Origin of the sequence: Dolichospermum sp. UHCC 0315A (genome assembly GCF_008121535.1) — a bacterium.
GTDB classification, from domain to species: Bacteria; Cyanobacteriota; Cyanobacteriia; order Cyanobacteriales; family Nostocaceae; genus Dolichospermum; species Dolichospermum lemmermannii.
Genome location: NZ_CP043056.1, coordinates 2,275,512 through 2,296,438, shown reverse-complemented (window position 1 = coordinate 2,296,438; position 20,927 = coordinate 2,275,512). Strand labels below are relative to the sequence as shown.

Annotated in this window: 18 protein-coding genes; 8 read left to right on the top strand and 10 right to left on the bottom strand. The window is 38.0% G+C overall.

Going from position 1 to position 20,927, the window contains the following annotated elements; all coding sequences use genetic code 11:
• Window positions 1-309: 309 nt before the first annotated feature.
• The 3 genes from BMF77_RS11150 to BMF77_RS11135 form a co-directional block, all read right to left on the bottom strand.
• Window positions 310-2,391 (bottom strand): type ISP restriction/modification enzyme, encoded by a 2,082-nt coding sequence (locus BMF77_RS11150; RefSeq protein ID WP_148762834.1) that lies wholly within the window; start codon window positions 2,389-2,391, stop codon window positions 310-312.
• A gap of 150 nt (window positions 2,392-2,541) precedes the next feature.
• Window positions 2,542-3,459, bottom strand: coding sequence for a hypothetical protein (locus tag BMF77_RS11145; protein WP_246863123.1), 918 nt, complete (start codon window positions 3,457-3,459; stop codon window positions 2,542-2,544).
• Window positions 3,460-3,667: 208 nt separating this feature from the next.
• The gene (locus BMF77_RS11135) at window positions 3,668-3,913 is read right to left on the bottom strand and encodes a type II toxin-antitoxin system HicB family antitoxin (protein WP_148762832.1); all 246 of its coding nucleotides are present in this window, start codon (window positions 3,911-3,913) and stop codon (window positions 3,668-3,670) included.
• A 236-nt stretch (window positions 3,914-4,149) separates the two neighbouring features.
• On the opposite strand from BMF77_RS11135, the gene BMF77_RS11130 reads away from it, so the two are divergent.
• The 4 genes from BMF77_RS11130 to BMF77_RS11115 all read left to right on the top strand — a co-directional run bounded on the left by BMF77_RS11130 (window position 4,150) and on the right by BMF77_RS11115 (window position 8,085).
• The gene (locus BMF77_RS11130; RefSeq protein WP_015079226.1) at window positions 4,150-4,473 is read left to right on the top strand and encodes a DUF6825 family protein; all 324 of its coding nucleotides are present in this window, start codon (window positions 4,150-4,152) and stop codon (window positions 4,471-4,473) included.
• A gap of 174 nt (window positions 4,474-4,647) precedes the next feature.
• Window positions 4,648-6,333, top strand: coding sequence for an AarF/ABC1/UbiB kinase family protein (locus tag BMF77_RS11125; RefSeq protein WP_148762830.1), 1,686 nt, complete (start codon window positions 4,648-4,650; stop codon window positions 6,331-6,333).
• Between the two features lie 21 nt (window positions 6,334-6,354).
• Window positions 6,355-7,083: a Stp1/IreP family PP2C-type Ser/Thr phosphatase gene (locus BMF77_RS11120; RefSeq protein ID WP_148762828.1), complete on the top strand. Its 729-nt coding sequence runs from the start codon at window positions 6,355-6,357 to the stop codon at window positions 7,081-7,083.
• A gap of 804 nt (window positions 7,084-7,887) precedes the next feature.
• Window positions 7,888-8,085 carry an NblA/ycf18 family protein gene (locus BMF77_RS11115; RefSeq protein ID WP_015079229.1) on the top strand — a complete coding sequence of 66 codons (198 nt, stop codon included), beginning with the start codon at window positions 7,888-7,890 and terminating at the stop codon, window positions 8,083-8,085.
• Between the two features lie 184 nt (window positions 8,086-8,269).
• Here the strand turns inward: BMF77_RS11115 and BMF77_RS11110 are convergent, their stop codons facing one another.
• The 7 genes from BMF77_RS11110 to BMF77_RS11080 all read right to left on the bottom strand — a co-directional run bounded on the left by BMF77_RS11110 (window position 8,270) and on the right by BMF77_RS11080 (window position 15,955).
• The gene (locus BMF77_RS11110; RefSeq protein WP_148762826.1) at window positions 8,270-9,421 is read right to left on the bottom strand and encodes an anhydro-N-acetylmuramic acid kinase; all 1,152 of its coding nucleotides are present in this window, start codon (window positions 9,419-9,421) and stop codon (window positions 8,270-8,272) included.
• A 120-nt stretch (window positions 9,422-9,541) separates the two neighbouring features.
• Complete coding sequence (kdpC, locus tag BMF77_RS11105; protein WP_015079232.1) at window positions 9,542-10,141, bottom strand: K(+)-transporting ATPase subunit C; 600 nt, start codon at window positions 10,139-10,141, stop codon at window positions 9,542-9,544.
• A gap of 206 nt (window positions 10,142-10,347) precedes the next feature.
• Window positions 10,348-10,503: a potassium-transporting ATPase subunit F gene (locus BMF77_RS11100; RefSeq protein WP_246863122.1), complete on the bottom strand. Its 156-nt coding sequence runs from the start codon at window positions 10,501-10,503 to the stop codon at window positions 10,348-10,350.
• 136 nt (window positions 10,504-10,639) lie between these two features.
• Window positions 10,640-12,739 (bottom strand): potassium-transporting ATPase subunit KdpB, encoded by a 2,100-nt coding sequence (kdpB, locus tag BMF77_RS11095; protein WP_148762822.1) that lies wholly within the window; start codon window positions 12,737-12,739, stop codon window positions 10,640-10,642.
• A gap of 98 nt (window positions 12,740-12,837) precedes the next feature.
• The gene (gene kdpA / locus BMF77_RS11090) at window positions 12,838-14,523 is read right to left on the bottom strand and encodes a potassium-transporting ATPase subunit KdpA (protein WP_148762820.1); all 1,686 of its coding nucleotides are present in this window, start codon (window positions 14,521-14,523) and stop codon (window positions 12,838-12,840) included.
• Between the two features lie 309 nt (window positions 14,524-14,832).
• Window positions 14,833-15,330 (bottom strand): hypothetical protein, encoded by a 498-nt coding sequence (locus BMF77_RS11085; protein ID WP_148762818.1) that lies wholly within the window; start codon window positions 15,328-15,330, stop codon window positions 14,833-14,835.
• Window positions 15,331-15,550: 220 nt separating this feature from the next.
• Window positions 15,551-15,955 carry a hypothetical protein gene (locus BMF77_RS11080; protein ID WP_148762816.1) on the bottom strand — a complete coding sequence of 135 codons (405 nt, stop codon included), beginning with the start codon at window positions 15,953-15,955 and terminating at the stop codon, window positions 15,551-15,553.
• A 134-nt stretch (window positions 15,956-16,089) separates the two neighbouring features.
• Here BMF77_RS11080 and BMF77_RS11075 point away from each other — a divergent pair, with 134 nt between their 5' ends.
• The 4 genes from BMF77_RS11075 (at window position 16,090) to BMF77_RS11060 (ending at window position 20,714) form a co-directional block, all read left to right on the top strand.
• Entirely contained in the window at window positions 16,090-17,217 is a 1,128-nt protein-coding gene (locus BMF77_RS11075; RefSeq protein ID WP_148762814.1) for a DNA cytosine methyltransferase, read from the top strand.
• Window positions 17,218-17,328: 111 nt separating this feature from the next.
• The gene (gene deoC, locus BMF77_RS11070) at window positions 17,329-18,015 is read left to right on the top strand and encodes a deoxyribose-phosphate aldolase (protein ID WP_148762812.1); all 687 of its coding nucleotides are present in this window, start codon (window positions 17,329-17,331) and stop codon (window positions 18,013-18,015) included.
• A gap of 163 nt (window positions 18,016-18,178) precedes the next feature.
• Window positions 18,179-19,108 (top strand): DNA repair protein RecO, encoded by a 930-nt coding sequence (gene recO, locus BMF77_RS11065; protein ID WP_148762810.1) that lies wholly within the window; start codon window positions 18,179-18,181, stop codon window positions 19,106-19,108.
• Entirely contained in the window at window positions 19,092-20,714 is a 1,623-nt protein-coding gene (locus tag BMF77_RS11060; RefSeq protein ID WP_148762808.1) for an MFS transporter, read from the top strand. The genes recO and BMF77_RS11060 overlap by 17 nt, the downstream gene beginning before the upstream one ends.
• Window positions 20,715-20,927 lie beyond the last annotated feature (213 nt).

Sequence of the window (20,927 nt, the reverse complement as noted above, 5' to 3'; positions counted from 1 at the left end):
GAATCAGGATTTACAGGATTAAAAGATTAACAGGATGTGATATTCATTAATCCTGACAATCCTTAAATCATGGATATCCTGATTCTGACATTATTATATTCATTAATCCTGACAATCCTCAAATCCTGGGTATCCTGATTCTGACATTATTATATTCATTAATCCTGACAATCCTTAAATCCTGGATATCCTGATTCTGACAATTTCTTTTTTTATCGAACCACAGAGAACACAGAGAACACAGAGAAAATGTAAAAATTATCTGCGTTTAATTTTTGATATTTCATCCTGACAATCCTTAAATCCTGGTTATCCTGATTCAGACATTTCTCTAATTATATTCATTGTTTCGACACTCACGGTACAGACTCTCATTAATAAATCAATTACCTGTTCTTTGTAATCTGCGAAACGATAGGTATTGAATTTTTCCGCAATGGTTGGATCTTTTGGTTTCTTTTCTTTATATTGATCTAATATCCATTCTAACGCGCAACGATTACCCAGCATATATTCCCAAGCTATTTTCGGAATATTTTCTAATGTGGTGACATCATCTAAGATAATACTATTTTTAGTTTTATCGGCTTTGAGTTTTGGTTTGGGTGTTTTTTGATTGTCTTTTAAGGGAATATCAAGACGGGTTAAATTATAAGGTGTAACTGTTTCATAATTAATATGTAGTTCCATGAGTTGTTTTCCCCAATTAACCCATTTTTGGAAGTTTTCATAATAGGGTAAACGGGGAAATTCGCGTTTTAAGTTGAGTTCGTATTTGCTGCGATAAGCTGGGTTATGTAAGACTGCGTAGGTATAATGAAAAATGTCTATTTTGGTAATTGCTATATCTTGGTAATGGGTTTGAATTTGTTTTAGTCCCCAGTCGGTTATATTATCAATGCGTTTTCCTTCTTTGTCATAACGGTAGAGGGGAAATGATTGAGTTGCGTTAGGAAGATAAGTATCTAAACTAAAAATACAATCTGTAACAATCAATGAAAAATTACCTCTTTTACCAAATGAGTAAGTTATTACTTGATTTCTGTCGTGATTTTTATGAAAAATGCTAGGTATTTGATACTGCATTTCATTTACATATTTATTATAGTATAAGTATTTTTTTACATAAGGTCTATAAAAAGAATTTATAATACATTCTTTGTTCAGTATAAGTTTGTTATCTTTTTGTAGCTGTTTTTTTAATTCTCTTGTCCATTTAATTGAATTTGATAGAGAATAATCAGAAATATTACTCTTTATTAATTTAATTCTTTCAGCATTAAATTCATCAAAGAAAAACGACATTTTATCAAAAATATTACTTTCTGAAAAATCATAAACCCAATCATCTCGATTAGTAACAACACCCAATGAAAACAATTTAAAAACTGCTTTTTCTTCGTCTAGATGCTTTACAAGCTTAGTCTCTTTATTAACTAATGGTAATAAATCTTCAAAATCATTTTCCTTAATTTTTATCCAGTTATGATTTATGTCTGAAATAATATGCTCAAAACAAATTTCAGATAATTTAGAATCACTAATAAATTTTAGTTTTGTATCTGCTGTTTTTAATTGAGGGGTGGAACTATAAAATATTTTGCATGGTAAACGATTATTAGTTTCTTTTTTTATCATAAAACTAATTGCTATTCCTACTTGAACATTAAAGACATTACCAGTTTTATCTCCTCCTCTAATATCTCCACCTAAATCAATAATATAAATTTCGCTAAATTCATCAAAAACGGCTTTTCTAAAACCATCAGCTTCTTTTGAATGGATAAAAGAAGAATTAGTAATAAAAGCTAAAATTCCGTTTTCATTTAATCTATTTGTAGCCCAGCGAAAGAAACGAGAATACATATCATATCGCTTTGTTTTCTGAGCGGTGCTATATTTTACATAACTTTCCTTAATTAATTTATCTATTGCTGGATAAGATCGGTTTTTATTATTATCATTTTCATTTTGTTGATTTGCATTATAAGGAGGATTACCAATAATCACAGAAATAGTTCTATCATTCTGTCTTTTGATTCTTGCGGTATTCTCCACACTCATAGCAAACAAATCCAATTGCTTACCCGCAAAAGAAGTATTATCCAAAGTATCCACAAAACAAATATTTTCAAACTCCTCATACACCCCCATTTTCTGTTTATAGGTGTATTCAATATTCAAATTTGCAATGTAATAAGGCAAAATTGCCACCTCATTACAATGAATTTCATGTTTATATTTGTGTTCTAAACTCTGCTTTGGTAAATAATCAATTAATTCAGTAATAAAAGTCCCCGTTCCCGTCGCCGGATCTAAAATTTCTACATCCTTATCCGCTAACAACTTCCCAAAATGTTTATGTACTAGAAAATCTGTACTTTCAATCATAAACCTAACAATTTCATTAGGAGTATAAGTAAGTCGGCCCAATAAAATCGATATATGTTTAGTTTTGTAAAAACCGTGAAACACCCTATTTATAAGGTATTCGTTAATTTATATTTCGTTACATAGATTGATTTTTTAACGCCGACCTACTTAGACAATTCCTAATCTATCCGCAGCTTTAGGATTATATGCTTTGTAAAAATTCTCATACAAGGCTTTGAGAAACTTCTGTTTTTCTTGATGATTATAAATATTAGCCGCAGTGCGTCGAATAACTGCATAATATCTTTCAATTGTTCCCAGAGTATTTTTCTTCACGCTTCCCGTAAAAAAGGTAGAAATTACCCCTTGTAATTCTCCCGCAATATTATTTTCTCTGTGAAATTGCGATTCATTAAAAATATTGATAAAAATATCTTCCGTTAAAATATGCTGAATCATCATTTCCCGAATATCAAATAAACTGATTTCCGGGTTAATTGATTCCTTGCAAATTCCCCAAAACTTATCCCGCGCAGTTTGAAAAGATGTGTTATTTTCCCCTTGACAATCTATCAAATCTCTGAGAGAATTTAGTACAGTGGGTAAATCTTGCTTAAAAATTTCTATCGCTTCCCGAAAATCCTTAACTTCAGGACGCACATAATTAATAAAACTGGTAATAATTCCATCTACTGCGTCAGCATCCTTCATAGATACACGCATAGTTTCTGTGCTAGATTGAATTAAAACCGCAGTTTGGGAATCTTCAAATAAAATATTACTATCGGGATAACCTTTATTTAATTTCTTTTCTATTTCTTCATCTAATTTATCATATTGGTCTTTGCTTTCCCAATAACCCCAATCTAACCGCAAAGCATCTTTAATTGTGCCATCAGGATAAACAAGTTTACCATTTGGTAATCTATAATCTAATTCAGGAATCAGTAAAAAATCTCTCGGTTTGCAATATTCATTGAGGAGATTTTGAAAAGCCACACGAATAGAAGTTTCTTTGCGAGAACCACCATATTGAATGATTTTTTCGACTTCGGCTTGATATTGAGTTACCAGGAGTCTAGACATAGCTGCACCACAAAATTTAAATATATTTGTATTTTTAGGTTCTTAGAGGATGTTTGAAAAGTTTTTAATGTATAAATAAAACCCTCTCCAAACCTCTCCCCGCGTCGGGGAGAGGCTTTGAAACCCCCATTCCCTTGTAGGGAAGGGGGGAAGGGGGGTTAGGTTTCTAGAGATTATCGGTTTCATATAATACTTTCCAAACAACCTCTTATACTGGCTCTGTAATTTGATTTAAGTTAATATTCTCAATCAAAGGAATATTTAACCCTAAACGTAAACGTAAAGCCAACCAATCACTTAGAGCTTCTCTCAATTCACGCCGACAACCTTCTAATGTTTTATAATTTGCCCATACTCCCTGCAAACCTGGAATTTCACCCCAATAAGTACCATCATCTTCAATAATTTCATAAACTGCTAATTCCATTGCTTTATCAATGTAACTTGCCAGCATTTTTACTATTTCCTGTTAAGACGTAAATATTTCTTATGTTACAGCAGTTTTCATCTATTTAAACGATACTCTGAATAAGTCCATTTCTTTGTGCCTTGACCCTTTTGGGTTTACTCTGACGAGAGATACCTATCTACAGTGGTTGCATTTCACCAACTCAGAAAACTTTCAGATAGAAGCATTACGGGCTATATACAGGTTATAATTCTTTTTGCGGAGCAACTTTACAAAAATTTATGAGTAATCCCCTTGTGCAAGCCTTTTTCGTAGGCAGAGCAGTCGCTGAAGTGATTAATGAGCGCGTAGAAGTCGCCTTGACTGATGCTTTGAGTGAACTAGGCAAATTTGATGCTGAAACTAAAGAGCAACTACGCCAGTTTACAGAAGAAGTGATGGCACGAGCTAATCGAGCAGCGGAATCGTCTGCAACTGGTACAACCACAGGTAATAGTTCATCTGGTGGAGATCCAGTAGACTTACAGACAGAAATTGACGAATTAAGGGCAGAAATCGCTCTATTAAGAAGTGAATTGCAGAAGCATCGCAATGCTGCAAAATAGGTAATAGGTGATGGGTAATGGGTAATTGGTAATTGGTAATAGGTAATAGGTAATTGGTAATGTGAAAAAATATTCTCCCCTGCCCCCCTACCTCCCCTACTTCCTCTACCTCCCCTACCTCCCCTACCTCCCTTACTCCCTGCCTCCGCAACAACCCGACGGTATAAGAAAAATATGGAACAAGGTTACTCAGACAAAGCATACCGTTGGAATCGGGAAGAATACTCTAGCAAACGCCGCTTTGTGGATATTTGGTCTTTTGTCTTGACCTTGATGTTCAAAATTTGGCGCTATAACAAAGCTTGGAGTTACTCCGGTGGTGTAACAGAATCTAAGCAAGCAGCTAGACGCAAAGCCCAAGCAATCTGGATTAGAACCACGTTTTTAGATTTGGGTCCGACTTTTATTAAGATTGGACAATTGTTTTCAACTCGTGCGGATATTTTCTCTGCTGAATATGTGGAGGAGTTATCTAAGTTACAAGATAGAGTCCCAGCATTTAGTTATGAACAGGTAGAAGGAATTATTGAGCAGGAATTAGGTAAGACTGTTCCCACACTTTTCCAAGATTTTGAACCTGTTCCCCTCGCTGCTGCTAGTTTGGGTCAAGTCCACAAGGCCACCTTGTATACTGGTGAGTCAGTAGTTGTCAAAGTCCAACGTCCAGGACTCAAAAAGCTGTTTGAAATTGATTTAGGCATTCTTAAAGGTATTGCTCGCTATTTTCAAAATCATCCCAAATGGGGACGCGGCAGAGATTGGATGGGTATATATGAAGAATGTTGTCGCATTCTCTGGGAAGAAATTGATTATCTGAATGAAGGACGCAATGCCGATACTTTTCGCCGGAATTTCCGCCCTTATGATTGGGTGAAAGTACCGAGGGTTTATTGGCGTTATGCTACTTCTAGAGTAATTACTTTGGAGTATGTGCCAGGGATTAAAGTTAGTCAGTATGATGCTTTAGATGCTGCGGGTGTAGATAGAAAAGCGATCGCTCGCTATGGCGCACAAGCCTATCTCCATCAACTGCTCAATAATGGCTTCTTCCACGCTGACCCCCACCCTGGTAATCTGGCAGTTAGTCCTGACGGGGCTTTGATTTTCTACGACTTCGGGATGATGGGAACAATTAAATCCAATGTCCGCGAAGGATTAATGGAAACCTTATTTGGTATCGCTCAAAAAGATGGCGATCGCGTGGTAAAATCTCTAGTTGATTTAGGAGCGCTTGCCCCAGTTGATGACATGGGACCAGTCCGTCGTTCAGTCCAGTTTATGCTGGATCACTTCATGGATAAGCCCTTTGAAAATCAATCAGTGGCAGCCATCAGTGAAGACTTGTATGAACTCGCTTATGATCAACCATTTAGATTTCCAGCCACTTTTACCTTCGTCATGCGTGCCTTTTCTACCCTCGAAGGCGTTGGTAAAGGTCTAGATCCAGAATTTAACTTTATGGAAGTTGCCCAGCCTTATGCAATGCAGCTTATGACAGATAACAGTAGTTCTGAGGGGAATAGTTTCTTGAATGAATTAAGTCGTCAAGCAGTCCAAGTCAGTAGCACTGCTTTAGGATTACCACGAAGATTAGAAGATACCCTAGATAAAATAGAACGTGGTGATATCCGGCTGCGAGTTCGCTCCGTCGAAACTGAACGCCTGATCCGGCGACAGAGTAATATACAACTGGCAATAAGTTATGCTCTTATTATCAGTGGTTTTACAATTGCTGGTACAATTCTCCTAGTTAGCCATTATGTCTGGTTAGCAAGCTTTATTGGTTTAATTGCCGCATCAGTTTCATTCATGCTGATTCGGTTGCTTTTACGCCTCGACCGTTATGATCGGATGTATTAATTAATTGTTCACGAAAAATCTATGAAACTTGAATCTACCGGTTGTACAGATCCGGGGCTTATTCGTGCTTATAATCAAGATTCGTACTATATTGATCCCACAGGGCGATTCTTTATAGTTGCTGACGGTATGGGTGGTCATGCAGGAGGAGAAGAGGCTAGTCGCATCGCTACTGCCGAAATTTGTGCATATCTAGAGCAAAATTGGCAATCCCCCGAATCTTCCTCAAAACTCCTAGAACAAGCTTTATCCACTGCAAATAAAGCCATAGTTCAAGATCAGCACAATCATCCTGAACGTGCTGATATGGGAACGACAGCCGTAGTAGTAGTTATCCGTCCAGATGAATTACCTGTATGCGGTCATGTTGGTGATTCCCGTCTCTACCGTCTGCGAGAATCACAATTAGAACAAATTACAGAAGACCATACATGGATTGCCAAAGCCATGAAAATCGGTGATATTACTCTTGATGAAGCTAGGGTTCATCCCTATCGTCATGTTTTATCCAGTTGTTTAGGTAGGGAAGACCTGAATCAGATTGATATTCAGCAACTAACTCTGGAAAATGGCGATCGCTTACTGCTCTGTAGTGATGGACTTACAGAAGAACTTATAAATCCACAAATCCTTGGATACATCAGGGACACATCTTCTTTAGAACAAGCTGCCCATGACCTAGTTGAAGCCGCCAAAGAACAAGGTGGACACGATAATATTACCGTTGTCTTAGTGTCTGTAGAAACCTAATAGGAGTCAGGAGTCAGGAGTCAGGAGTCAGGAGTTCAGGAGTTCAGGAGAAAGAAATTGAAGAATAGAGAATGGAATTTCTCCCCTGCTCCCTGCTCCCTGCTCCCTACTTCCCTGTTCCCTGTTCCCTGTTCCCTGTTCCCTGTTCCCTGTTCCCTGTTCCCTGTTCCCTGTTCCCTGTTCCCTGTTCCCTAAAAAAAGTAAATATACTTAACGATTTGTTCAAATTGAGCATTTTTTATATTAACAATTTGATAAAAATATTTTTAATCTCCAGAAATTACCACAGGAGCTTAAATTTCTATAATTTCCACAATTGACATATCCTACTTTGTAGTGTGTCTTAAATAAACAGCAAATAAAGGGTTAATCAATCAGAGAATCTAGATAAAAACTAAGTATCAAACTGGTCTTCCTCTTGATTTCTCATTCCATAACTACTGCTACTTAAAGAATCTTCACCAAAATTAAACTATGCCAATTTGGACAACCCCGCTTTCAGTGGAGTTGATTCCTATACCAGTAGATTCGTTACCAATTCATACCTCAGAAAAATAAATTCAAAAAGATGGGCAAATTGTCAAACACTTGTTATCTTTCTTAATATAGAGAAATAAATGTCAGGCAAAATCTAGCCCAGGAATTGCTTATTAGGAATTTTACGTAATTAAGCAGATTGCAATCAAAGGAAGTAAAGAATTTAAGTAATCAGCAAAAGCCGATTTTACTTTTAACCGCTAACTTCCAAGTTTTCAATTCTGTGATCAATTTCGATTTTACACGTTGTTTGTTTTGGAGTTGATTATGAATCAAGGAACTGAACTATCTTTGGAACAGCAATTTAGCATTCGCTCCTTTGCCACACAAGTCCAACACATGAGCCACGAACAAGCTCAAGATTTTTTAGTCAAGCTTTATGAGCAGATGGTTGTGCGTGAAGCAACTTATCAAGAAATGCTTAAACATAGCTGGGGTCTAGACTCAGGTGCGAATATGGCATAGAGTGTCAATTACTATTAACTCTGTCTCCGGGACTCATTTCTCAATAGGAAAAAAGCTGGGGATGTTGATTTTCTTCTAACTTCCTTCTAACTTCCCCACTCTTGCCTCTTGCCTCTTGCCATAACGACGATTTTCAATGCTAACCTACTTATTTTAAGAGGAAGTGTGGCAAATTTAGGGTTAATTAGCTATATTTACCGTGAATTTCCCCTAAAAGCATCTCTTGAGATGCTCCTGTAACGGCGGGTAAATTACCAGGAATACCGATGTTCCGCCAGTATGCTAAAACGGCAAAGGCGATCGCTTCTTTAAAAGCCGCACTTAAGCCAAACTCATCTGTAGTTGAAACTGGAACATTCCCTAACAGTAACTCTAGCCGATTTTTTAAGTAAATATTGCGACTACCACCACCACATAATAATACCCGATGTGGTCTTCTGGAGAGAAAAGTGTCATAACTATAAACAATAGAAGTTGCTGTCAATTCTGTAATGGTTGCTAAAAAGTCTGCGGAATTGAGTTGGTAGGCTTGGGCATTCTCTAAACAATCATGCAAGTAAGTGACACCAAACAACTCCCGTCCAGTAGATTTAGGCGGTGGTAAATGGAAATATTCGTGACTGAGCCATTGTTCTACTAAGGGGTAACAGGGTGTACCACTAGCAGCCCAATCACCATTTTCATCATAGCTTTTAGCCCCATTTGTAAAATGTTGCACAGCTAAATCCAATAGGCTATTACCTGGGCCTGTATCCCAACCGCGAATTTGCGACAACCAATCATCACTACGGGCGGGGAGATAAGTGACATTACCAATACCACCAATATTTTGGATACAACGTTCTTCCTGGGGATGACTGAGTAAATAGGCATCTATTTTCGGAACAAGGGGCGCACCATGACCATAAGCAGCTATATCTGCCGTTCGGAAATTACTGATAGTATTAATACCAGTTAGATGGGCTATCAACGCCCCCCGACCTAGTTGGCAACTATAACCTAGTTCTCCTAATCCCTGGGGTGGACGATGATAAACAGTTTGACCATGAGAACCAATCAAGGTAGCTCCTTGATGACCAATTTGAATATGTTGAGCAGCTTCAGCAAAATTCCGAGCGATGGCATCATCTATTGCTGCTAATTCGGCTATGGATACAGCAGTACCAGCCCCAAGCTCTAAAATATGTTCTCTGAGTTGCGGGGGGTAGGGATATGTTTCCCCTGCGAGTAATTTCACCTTCAGATCCAACTCTCTGCCAGAAATTTCGACTAAAGCGGTATCTATCCCATCTACAGACGTACCACTCATTAAACCAATTACGCGAGTCCGTTGCATTGACTCAAACACTCTTATGGATTTGCGATCGTAGTGTAATTGATCCCATTACCCATGTCAAAACAAAAAGGGGTATATGGATCTAAAAACGCAAGTTATGACCTTATAAAGTATAACTAACTAATTTTGCTGACGATTCATATCTTGCAAATCCAGAGCATAATTTAAGCGTAAAATATTTACCCCTGGTTCCCCAAAAACGCCTAAAAATCTCCCATCAATATACTTACTAATTAACGGAATGATGTCATCCTCCCTAATCCCCCGCGCTTGTGCTACCCTTTCTATCTGTTGTCGTGCTGCTTTCAAAGAAATATGGGGATCTAAACCAGAACCTGATGTATAAATCAAATCGGCCACAGGTTGTTTATTCTCATTCTGAAATTCTTCTGCTTGCTTGAGAATCCGTTCCTTGAGTGCTGGATTGGTCGGAGCAAGATTACTGCCTCCAGAGATACCAGTCGGTTGAGCTTTTCTACCTTGGCTATATTTAACAGCACTCGGACGACCATGAAAATAACGGTCTGATGTAAATCCTTGACTAATCAAACTTGAACCAATAGGTTGATCTCTGACATTTAACATCATGCTACCATTAGCTGAAACTGGGAAAATTGACTGACCTACTAACAACACAAAAAGAGGATATATAATTGCGGTTAATAACCACATTACTAAAGTTATTCTCACTGCTTTGATAATTTCTCGAATAATAGACATAATTTAATCTTGAATTTTATTTTAATTTGTGAATTATGGCTCTACCGTTCCCTTTATGTAAAACAACATTTATAGTAAGTTGAGTTAAGGAACGAAACCCAACATCCCTTGCTCTCCTACTGCTAATGTTGGGTTTCACTTCATTCAACCCAACCTACATTAAATTAATATTCTTTACCATAAGGGGATCAGTAGAACCTGAATTATTAAAACCGTTCTGGTTGGAAAATGACTATTAATAAGTATATTACTAACATTAAAGTAGTAACCCCTAAAACACCAACTGCCCAAGTTGAAACTCGATCTAAACTAATAGTAGTATTAGCATAAACCACTGGAGCAATCAACAAATTCAAAGACATCACTATAAAAATAATGATGGGTAATTGGGATTTAAACCTAGAGAATCGCATAAATGGTATTATTTTCATAAGTCAGAAAGTAAGAAACAAGAGGCAAAAGGCAAGAATTACCAAAATTACCTATTGATTTAATTGTTTACGCTAAACCCACAAACGTAATCATCATATCTATGAATTTAATCGCAATAAATGGAGCAATTACCCCACCTAAGCCATAAATCAAAATATTCCGTTGCAGAAGTTGATTAGCAGTCAAAGGTCGAAACTGAATACCTTTTAATGCTAGAGGAATCAAAGCCGGAATAATTAAAGCATTGTAAATCAATGCCGAAAGAATAGCCGAATTAACGCTACTCAAGTTCATAATATTCAAGCTTTCTAAATTAGCAGCAGTGAAAAGTACCGGAATAATCGCAAAATATTTAGCAATATCATTAGCAATAGAAAACGTTGTCAATGCCCCACGAGTAATTAACAATTGCTTACCAATACTCACAATATCAATTAATTTGGTGGGATCAGAATCTAAATCCACCATATTAGCCGCTTCCTTAGCTGCTTGCGTTCCCGTATTCATTGCCACACCTACATTAGCCTGTGCCAAAGCTGGAGCATCATTAGTTCCATCCCCCGTCATCGCTACAATTTTACCCTCAGCCTGTTCCCGTTGAATCACACTGATTTTATCTTCTGGTGTCGCTTCAGCAATAAATTCATCTACTCCAGCTTCCTTAGCAATCACAGAAGCAGTAATTCGGTTATCTCCCGTGAGCATGATTGTCCTGACTCCCATGCGTCGGAGTTGGTCAAATCGTTCGCGGATACCAGGTTTCACAATATCCTTGAGATAGATAACACCGTAAATTTCATTATCGAGACATACGGCTAAAGGTGTACCGCCTTGATGAGAAACTTGTTCATAAGCAACATCTAATTCCGGGGTATCCTGTCCATGACGAGAGAGGACAAAGCCTTTAATTGCTCCTACTGCGCCCTTCCGCACTTCCCTACCACCAGGTAAATTAGTGCCACTCATGCGGGTTTTTGCCGAAAATTCTATCCCCTGTGCTCGTTTGCGGTCTAAATCAAAATTTGCACCTAACTTTTCTGCCAGTCGGACAATAGATTTACCTTCGGGAGTATCGTCAAAGATACTAGCTGCCAAAGCCACATTAGCAATTTCCGCCATTGAATAGCCATTGATAGGGATAAACTCTTCTGCTAAACGATTGCCAAGGGTGATTGTCCCGGTTTTGTCAAGAACGAGAGTATTGATGTCTCCACAGGCTTCTATTGCCCTGCCAGAAGTGGCAATGACGTTAAATTGTGCCACTCTATCCATGCCGGCAATGCCGATGGTACTCAGCAAACCGCCGATAGTTGTGGGTATAAGTGCTACCAGGAGAGCAATGAGAACAGGCACACTAACAGGACTATTCACATAGTAGGCAAAGGCGGGCAGGGTTGCTACTACGAATAAAAATACTAAACTCAGAACCGCTAATAATACTGTTAAAGCAATTTCATTGGGTGTTTTAGTGCGTTCTGCTCCTTCCACTAAGGCAATCATCCGGTCAATAAAGCCTTTACCTGGTTCAGCCGTGACGCGAATAATCAACTCATCGGAAAGGATGCGTGTACCACCTGTAACTGAACTAGCAACATCTGAACCAAATTCTTTGAGAACTGGGGCAGATTCGCCTGTAATCGCTGATTCATCCACAGACGCGACACCCATGATTACTTCACCGTCTGCGGGAATAATATCACCGGAAACGACGTATATAGTATCGCCCTGTTTCAAACTGCCAGAGGGAACTTCTGTAATTGTGCCGTTAACGCTGATAGTTTTGGCGCTGGTGGCTGACTGGGTGGAACGTAAAGTGTCAGCTTGGGCTTTACCTCGTCCCTCCGCTACGGCTTCAGCAAAGTTGCTAAATAGAACTGTGAAAAATAAAATTCCTGTTAATAGCCCATTAAACAGATAGGGATTTTTTTGATTTGTTGGTCCAAATAATTCGGGATAAATGGTTAGGAAGAGAGTAATAATTGTTCCTATCCATACCAAAAACATTACCGGATTTTTAATGGCATATTGGGGATACAGTTTCCTAAAAGCATCGCCTATTGCCCGAAAATACAGTCCTTTGTTAGTTACTCGCGTTTTCCTAAGTTTCTTACGGCGATAACGAGGACGGGGTGTTTTAGAATTAGAGTTATTTCCGTTTGAATTCATATATTGATAATTGATATAGCAGGAGTCACCGAGTCAGGAGTCACCGAGTCAGGATAAAGAAAGAAGAAGAAGAAAATTCCTCTCCTCCTTTCCTACTGCTAACTACCAGCAGCGAGTTTAAAACCTTCGGCGATTGGTCCTAAAGCTAAAACTGGGAAAAATGTCAGGATTCCTAAAATTAGGGTGACACCTGCGGTAATCCCAGTGAATAGCAAAGAATCAGTTTTCAAAGTTCCCCGGCTTTCACAGACTACTTGTTTTTCAGACATACTATCAGCTAAAAGGAGCAGGGCAATAATTGGTAGATAACGTCCGGCAAAAATGCTGACAGTTGTACTTAAATTCCACCATAACGTCCCGTCATTTAATCCCTCTAAGCCAGAACCATTATTAGCTGCGGCTGAGGCGTATTCATAAACTACTTGGGAAATACCATGAAAACCTGGGTTACTAATTCCTGACAAAGATATAGGATAAGCTAAAGCTACAGCACTGGGAATTAAAACCATCATCGGGTGAATTAATAGCACCACACTAGCCAGGACAATTTCCCGTTTTTCAATTTTGCGGCCAAAAATTTCCGGGGTGCGCCCTACCATTAACCCAGTGATAAAGACGGTGAGAATCAGATAAATGAAGAGATAAGCGGTTCCTATTCCCTGTCCTCCCCAAATTATTTGTAAAAATAGGTTGAATAAGGTGGAAAATGTGCCATTAGGCATAAGGGAATCGTGCATTCCGTTGACAGCACCGCACATGGTGGCGGTAGTTGTAATTGCCCATAATGCGGTTTGCGCCCAGTCAAATCGGACTTCTTTGCCTTCTAGATTGGGTAATTCTAATCTCAAAGCATTATTAATCAGAGGATTTCCTTCTAATTCTCCTGTGGCTGTAACGCCAATGAGAACTACAAAGATGATAAACACCATCCAATATAATAACCAGGCTTGTTTGAGGTTGTTGGCAAATATTCCGTAGGTGTAAATTAAGGATGTGGGAATGGCCAACATGGCGATGATTTCTATTAAGTTAGAAGCGCCATTGGGATTTTCAAACGGGTGCGCGGAGTTAGCTGCAAAAAATCCGCCGCCATTTTCACCTAGCATTTTAATCATTTCCCATGATGCCACTGGACCTCTAGCTATATACTGAATTCTGCCTTCTAAGGTTTCTACTACTAGGGTTTTGGCTAAGGTTTGGGGTACACCGCAGATAATTAGAGCGATCGCCCCCACAATAGATAAAGGTAATAATATCCTAGTGATAGCCTGGGTAAAATCTACATAAAAATTCCCCAGTTTTCTCCCTGTTAATCCTCGGATAAAGGCAATTCCCACTACTAAACCACTAGCCGCAGACGTAAACATCAAAAAACCTAAAGCCGATGTTTGGCTAAAATAACTAAAGGTATTTTCTGTGGCGTAATGTTGTTGGTCGGTATTCGTCAGGAAGGAAATAGTAGTATGTAATAATAAATCCCATCTCATTCTCCCCAGTCCATTGGGATTCCAGGGCAGAAATTTCTGATAATAGAGGAGGGCATAAACTATCACACCCATGACTGCGTTGCTGCATAGTAAGGCGCGGATATATTGCCAACCCGTCATATCATTTTTTTTACCCACACCCCCTAAAATATAAATTATTGCCTCTATTGGCTTCATGATAGGGTCAAGGATTGTCCTTTCTCCCAAGAAAACGCGGGCTATGTATTTTCCTAGTATGGGCGTAATGAATACGACAATACACAGCGTTAAAGCAATTTGTAAAAAACCTTGTCCCATGTAATTTGCACTCTATTCAACTCAAGTTATAGCCAGTTAATACTCAACAATCAGGCCTAAATTAGTAGTAAATTGAATTTTTCATCCCACCGCAATCAATATAGTATTGTTTGATCTGAGTTTAACTAAATATTTTATGCAGTATATTTTTAATTTATTTAACTGCACATCAGATTATAGTTCACCATTCCCTAAAAATATGCTTTAAATTATCGTTAAGTCTGTCTAAGTATAAATCATCTAGTGATTGGTATATTTTTAGATATAAATTTAGTCAGGGTAAATATATGCTTCTGAATTATAGGCTAATTAGTTCAAATGACAATGAACTGCAAATAAACAATCATTATATTGCTTGTCAACTTCAAGATTTGTAAACGCCCAAGCTACTTTGTATGGCTTTTGGTATTCTCCTAACATATTAATCCGGTGACAAATATCAGGAATTTTCGTCAAATATCTGGGAGTTAAGGGGAAATCACAGGCAAATATACCTTGAACTCTTTGTGTCGCACCTGGGGTATATTTAATCATGATTGCCACGCAGTAGGTATCATCTGATGTATGCAGGACTTGAACTAACCCATCATGACTGATATTTACTAGATGATCAGGTAATTTCAAGACTTCGCTAGTATCTAAGGGGAGATTTTGAGTTTTAACATAGTCGAGAATTTCCTGATATTTTGCCAGTGCTACACGTTTTTGGTAAAAGTATTTAATATCAAGAATTGAATTAATTATCCCAGATACTACTTGTACCGATAATAATATAAATCCGCTGAATATTCTTTGTAGTTTATACATTTTGGTTATGATTCAGATGATTACACAATATAGAATATATTGATTAATGGCAAGATTCAAATTTTTCACTACGTAACTAAACCGCCTACGATTAAAATCGCAGGCTAATAGCCAAAGTCCACTCAAGTGGACTGAAAATAAATCTTTAGTCTACTTTAGTAGACTTTAGCTATTAGACAGGGAATTAATTCCCTGTCGGACTTATATGAAAGTTAATAATTTAACTTTTTTCAAAAATAATTACTTGTTGTGGATTTCCAAACCATACAAAAAGGTTATTTCTGTCAATATCTAAATCGATAGAATAAGTCTCGATTGATTTAGTATTATTGTGCTGATTACTATACGAAAGTAATATTAAATTATCCTTTGTTTCTAAATTTGGTGTTGAAATTATAGTTTCTCCCAATTTTTCATGCTTTACAGGCTGCCAAATTACTTGTAAAGTATATCTATTAAACACTGGTTCGTATTCTAGAATATGGTAAAGATTAAATTTTTGGTTCTTTTGATTTTTCCACCAAACAGATATATTATTTAAATTGCTTATACTTTTTTCTACTTGTTCCTTATTTGCATACGGTCCATTAGTCCAACGAATAGTATTAGAACTATAAATGCTCATAAATAACTTCCTAATTGTTAACTGTTGATCACTATTGAATTCCTAAGTGCTAATTTAGCGAATGCTCATATACAATCGCAACAAGTCCTAGTGTACGGATTACCGAACAAATAAAAAGATTGCAAAAGTTTTTAATGATCAATCATCCCTCTATCTTCTCCTTCTTCTCCGGTTCAGGATTCCTCGATTTAGGCTTTGAAACCACAGGTTATAACATCGCTTACGTTAACGAAATCTTCCCCCCATTCATGTCCGCATATCGCTATTCACGGGAAAAACTCAACCTCCCCCAACCTGAATATGGATATCATGAAGGAGAAGCCGCAGACGTAAGCAAATTAATAGCAGGAACACCAGCACAACGATTAAATGAATTAGTCAAAGATTCACGAAAATCAAATAATATAATAGGCTTTATTGGTGGTCCACCCTGTCCTGATTTTTCGGTTGGTGGCAAAAACAAAGGACATTTAGGCGATAATGGTAAACTATCATCTGCTTATATTGAATTAATTTGTCAAAACTTACCAGATTTCTTTTTATTTGAAAATGTTAAAGGTTTGTGGAGAACCACAAAACACCGTTTATTTTTTGAAGAACTAAAAATCAAATTACAACAAGCAGGTTATATCTTAACAGAACGGTTAATTAATTCCATTGAATATGGTGTACCTCAAGATAGAGAGAGAATTATTTTAATAGGCTTTAAAGATAATTTTCTCAAAGACATAAAAATCAAAGATGAATTTACCTTTCCTTGGGAAAAACATATTTTATATCCTCAATATCAAGTATTTGCTTATCCTTGGAATAAGTCTGAACCATTTCAAGAAGATTCCATAATTCCTTGTCCTGAAAATATTCCTCACCAACTCACTGTTGAATATTGGTTTAGAAAAAATGATGTTCTCAACCATCCCAATGCTAAACATCATTTTCAACCAAGAGCAGGTAAAATTAAATTTGCTACTATTGAAGAAGGAGATGATTCTAAAAAATCATTTAAACGTCTGCACCGGTGGCGTTATTCTCCCACAGCTTGTTATGGTAATAATGAAGTCCATTTACATCCTTACAAAATTAGACGTATTTCTGTAGCCGAAGCTTTAGCAATTCAATCCTTACCTGAAGATTTTTCACTTCCAGAAAATATGTCACTTACGAATATGTTTAAAACCGTTGGAAATGGTGTTCCATACTTAGCCTCAAAAGCCTTAGCGCAAACTATTCTTGACTTTTTAAACACTGGTTCGCAAGATTAATATCCCCGACTTCTCAAAGAAGTCGGGGATCTGGGGGTATTGTGGTTTAATATATAAGAAATACTTTAATTTTCATCAAGTTTAATAAACTCTACACCAAAAGCAAAAACGATGGCAGCAGACTATCCCAACATTGATATTGCGCCATTTATTGACCACTCTCTGCTATTACCAATTGCCACCCCAGAGCAGATTAGTCAATGGTGCGACGAGGCATATAGATATAACTTTGCAGCGGTATGTGTGAATCCCTGTTATGTCAAGCAAGTAGCAGAGCTACTGTATAAAAAAAATCCTCAAGTTTGTACAGTCATTGGTTTTCCCAATGGTGCGAATACTTCAGGCGTGAAGTTATATGAAGCCAAAGAAGCCGTAGACAATGGCGCTACTGAGTTAGATGTAGTCATTAACATAGGCTGGTTAAAAGCCGGAAAAACCGAGGAAGTTCACTGGGAAATTGCCACAATTTGCGAAGAAGCCGGACAACCTGTCAAGGTAATTTTAGAAACTAGCCTTCTGACGGATACAGAGAAACAAATCGCTGCGGAACTAGCTATGGATGCTGGTGCTGCATTCTTAAAAACCAGTACAGGTTGGAATGGTGGCGCAACTGTAGCAGATGTTAAGCTTTTGAAAGAAATAGCAAAAGATAGGGTAGGCATCAAAGCATCAGGAGGCATTCGCACTCACAACGATGCCTTAGATTTAATTATGGCTGGTGCGACTAGATTAGGTACATCTCGCGGTGTGGATTTACTTCGTCAACGCCATAACCCAGAAAAAGAAAAGAGTGAGTAGTCAGTTGTTCTTTGTCAGTTTAGACACCTGTTGGAAAAGAATGTAGAGACGTTCCATGGAACGTCTCTACTCTACAAGGGTTCTGAGAAACGTATATTTAATTTTCAGATCTGTCTATTTTGCCACTGACAACTGACCACTAACAACTGACAACGGATTAAAAATGAGTAAAACCTATAAAGCAACTGGTATTAATCTCAAAGCGCAACCACTGGGGGAATCAGATAAAATAGTCACAATTCTAACTCAAGAATTTGGGTTAATTCGGGCAGTTGCTACGGGAGCGCGGAAACAAAACTCCAGCTTGGGGGGGAGAATGGGGATGTTTGTCATCAATGAATTACTAATTTCCCAAGGTAGAAATCTCGATAGAATTACTCAAGCTGAAACTATAAAAACTTATCCCGGTTTATCTAAAGATTTAGGTAAATTAGCTGCTAGTCAATATTTAGCGGAAATAGTCTTATGTCAAGCGTTAAGCGAACTACCCCAAACAGAACTTTATGAGTTATTTAATGAACATCTTCAACGCCTAAATGATATACCCAAAACTGAAATAAAATGTGTAGTTGCGAATCTAGTCCAAGGTGTATTTCAGCTTTTAGCCTTAGCAGGACTCACCCCACAAGTAGAATCCTGTTGCTTAACCCAACGGCTTTTAACTCCAGACTGGACAAATCCCCATTGGCAAGTGGGATTTAGTATTCCTTCTGGTGGGATAATTTGTTTAGATGCTTGGAAAAGCCTGCGAACAGAAATAGAGCAGGAAAACCGGGAAAATAGGGAAATGCAGGAAACAACACAGAAAAGTGTTCCCAATCCCCAATCCTGTGCCTCTAACCCTAGCTATGAAACAGTTTTTCATCAGCAGGAGTTACCAATTATTTCTCGTCGCTTGAATGGGAAACAACTGGTTATGCTTCAATATCTGTCGGAAACAGAGATAATACAAATAGATGCAGCTTCAGATTCTGGATGGTTAGCTGTTGAGCAAATTTTGCGCCAGTATGTCCAGTATCATTTAGGACAACCTATTCGCTCTGCCACTTTGATTGACTCCTATTTTGCCACCAACCATGATGCAATCGTCTGATTTAGATAAAAAAGGCCGAACTCACTCACCTAGCGCCGCTAAAAAAAAGCATAAAGCATCAGATCATAATGTTGCTTCTTCCCCTAAAGTTAGTCATATTCATAGTCCAGAAATGTCACTCAAGGATGTTTCTGAAAATGGGAATTGCACATCAGAAATTCCCTTGACTGATATCCCCAAACCATCAAAAATTCCGCAGACAAATGGCAAAATTAATGGTGTTCCAGAAAATGTCCCAACTACAACGGAATTAACACCGGAAACACTACCATTAATAGATGCTGGTTCGGGAGGTGCAGATTCAGAAAATAATCAACAGGTGGGTTTTTTACCTGTATTGAAAAATCCGAATTTTCTCGCTCTTTGGGCAGGTCAAGTTTTCTGTCAATTAGCTGATAAGGTTTATTTAGTATTAATGATTGCTTTGATTAATAGTCAGTTTCAAGCTAGTGATCAAAGTATTAGTGGTTGGGTTTCCGCTTTAATGATGGCGTTTACTATTCCCGCCGTATTATTTGGTTCTGTAGCTGGAGTTTTTGTAGATCGTTGGTCAAAAAAAGTTGTTTTGGTAGCATCAAATATTTGGCGCGGGATTCTGGTATTGCTCATTCCTTCGCTGTTATGGTTAACCCATGATTGGCAGCCTGTGGGAGTTTTACCCGTGGGTTTTTTGATTATTTTAGGTGTGACTTTTTTGGTTTCTACCTTAACACAATTTTTCGCACCGGCAGAACAATCGGCTATTCCTTTAATAGTGAAAGAACAGGATTTGCTTTCGGCTAATTCTCTCTACACTACGACAATGATGGCTTCGGTAATTGTCGGTTTTGCCGTAGGAGAACCAGTTTTAGCCTTAGCAGATGGACTGTGGACGCAATTAGGTGGTAGTGGGGGATTGGGTAAGGAAATTCTGGTGGGTGGCAGTTATGCGATCGCTGGGTTAATATTATTCTTACTCCAAACTAACGAAAAACCCCATCCTCCTGAAACAGAATTTCCCCATGTTTTCTCGGACTTGCGCGACGGGTTACGTTATCTCCAAGAAAATCATCGTATCCGCAATGCTTTATTACAACTAATTATCTTATTTTCTGTCTTTGCAGCCCTGACTGTGCTTGCAGTTCGCATGGCAGAAATTATTCCGAATATGAAAGCCTCTCAATTCGGCTTTTTATTAGCATCTGCTGGTGTGGGTGTGGCGCTTGGGGCGACAATTCTCGGACAATTTGGACAACGCTTTTCCTATAAACAACTCAGTTTTTGGGGTTGTCTAGGTATGGCAGCATCTTTAATTGGTTTATCATTGTTTACAACCCAACTCTTGCCTGTGCTGCTCTTCATTGCCTTAGTGGGAGTATTTGGGGCTTTGGTGGGTATCCCCATGCAAACTGCAATCCAAACCGAAACACCCCCAGATATGCGAGGTAAGGTATTTGGGCTGCAAAATAATGTGATTAATATTGCCCTTTCTCTACCTCTGGCTTTAGCTGGTGTAGCGGAAACTTTTATCGGCTTAAAAGCAGTATTTTTTACCTTAGCTGCCATTGTCTTAATTGGCGGTCTGTTTACCTGGTATAATTCTGGTGAATCCTCAAATGGCAAATAGCCAAAAACTGCATCAAACTGTTGGGTTTTGTGCTAAACTTAATCCAGCAAGATGCAAAATACTTGCTGGGGATAAACTAAATAATCAGCATATTAATTTGTAATCAAGTTAAAAGATTTATAAATTATGAGCATCATCAATAAATCCATTTATTGACTTTTTAATTACCAAGATTATTTAGGTTTAAAAGTTAGAGATATCTGAGTTTTTGTG

Coding starts and splice junctions, on each gene's coding strand:
- BMF77_RS11150 (WP_148762834.1), bottom strand. CDS start 2,391: ATGATTGAAAGTACAGATTTTCTAGTACATAAACATTTTGGGAAGTTG.
- BMF77_RS11145 (WP_246863123.1), bottom strand. CDS start 3,459: ATGTCTAGACTCCTGGTAACTCAATATCAAGCCGAAGTCGAAAAAATC.
- BMF77_RS11135 (WP_148762832.1), bottom strand. CDS start 3,913: ATGCTGGCAAGTTACATTGATAAAGCAATGGAATTAGCAGTTTATGAA.
- BMF77_RS11130 (WP_015079226.1), top strand. CDS start 4,150: ATGAGTAATCCCCTTGTGCAAGCCTTTTTCGTAGGCAGAGCAGTCGCT.
- BMF77_RS11125 (WP_148762830.1), top strand. CDS start 4,648: ATGGAACAAGGTTACTCAGACAAAGCATACCGTTGGAATCGGGAAGAA.
- BMF77_RS11120 (WP_148762828.1), top strand. CDS start 6,355: ATGAAACTTGAATCTACCGGTTGTACAGATCCGGGGCTTATTCGTGCT.
- BMF77_RS11115 (WP_015079229.1), top strand. CDS start 7,888: ATGAATCAAGGAACTGAACTATCTTTGGAACAGCAATTTAGCATTCGC.
- BMF77_RS11110 (WP_148762826.1), bottom strand. CDS start 9,421: ATGCAACGGACTCGCGTAATTGGTTTAATGAGTGGTACGTCTGTAGAT.
- kdpC (WP_015079232.1), bottom strand. CDS start 10,141: ATGTCTATTATTCGAGAAATTATCAAAGCAGTGAGAATAACTTTAGTA.
- BMF77_RS11100 (WP_246863122.1), bottom strand. CDS start 10,503: ATGTCTTTGAATTTGTTGATTGCTCCAGTGGTTTATGCTAATACTACT.
- kdpB (WP_148762822.1), bottom strand. CDS start 12,739: ATGAATTCAAACGGAAATAACTCTAATTCTAAAACACCCCGTCCTCGT.
- kdpA (WP_148762820.1), bottom strand. CDS start 14,523: ATGGGACAAGGTTTTTTACAAATTGCTTTAACGCTGTGTATTGTCGTA.
- BMF77_RS11085 (WP_148762818.1), bottom strand. CDS start 15,330: ATGTATAAACTACAAAGAATATTCAGCGGATTTATATTATTATCGGTA.
- BMF77_RS11080 (WP_148762816.1), bottom strand. CDS start 15,955: ATGAGCATTTATAGTTCTAATACTATTCGTTGGACTAATGGACCGTAT.
- BMF77_RS11075 (WP_148762814.1), top strand. CDS start 16,090: ATGATCAATCATCCCTCTATCTTCTCCTTCTTCTCCGGTTCAGGATTC.
- deoC (WP_148762812.1), top strand. CDS start 17,329: ATGGCAGCAGACTATCCCAACATTGATATTGCGCCATTTATTGACCAC.
- recO (WP_148762810.1), top strand. CDS start 18,179: ATGAGTAAAACCTATAAAGCAACTGGTATTAATCTCAAAGCGCAACCA.
- BMF77_RS11060 (WP_148762808.1), top strand. CDS start 19,092: ATGATGCAATCGTCTGATTTAGATAAAAAAGGCCGAACTCACTCACCT.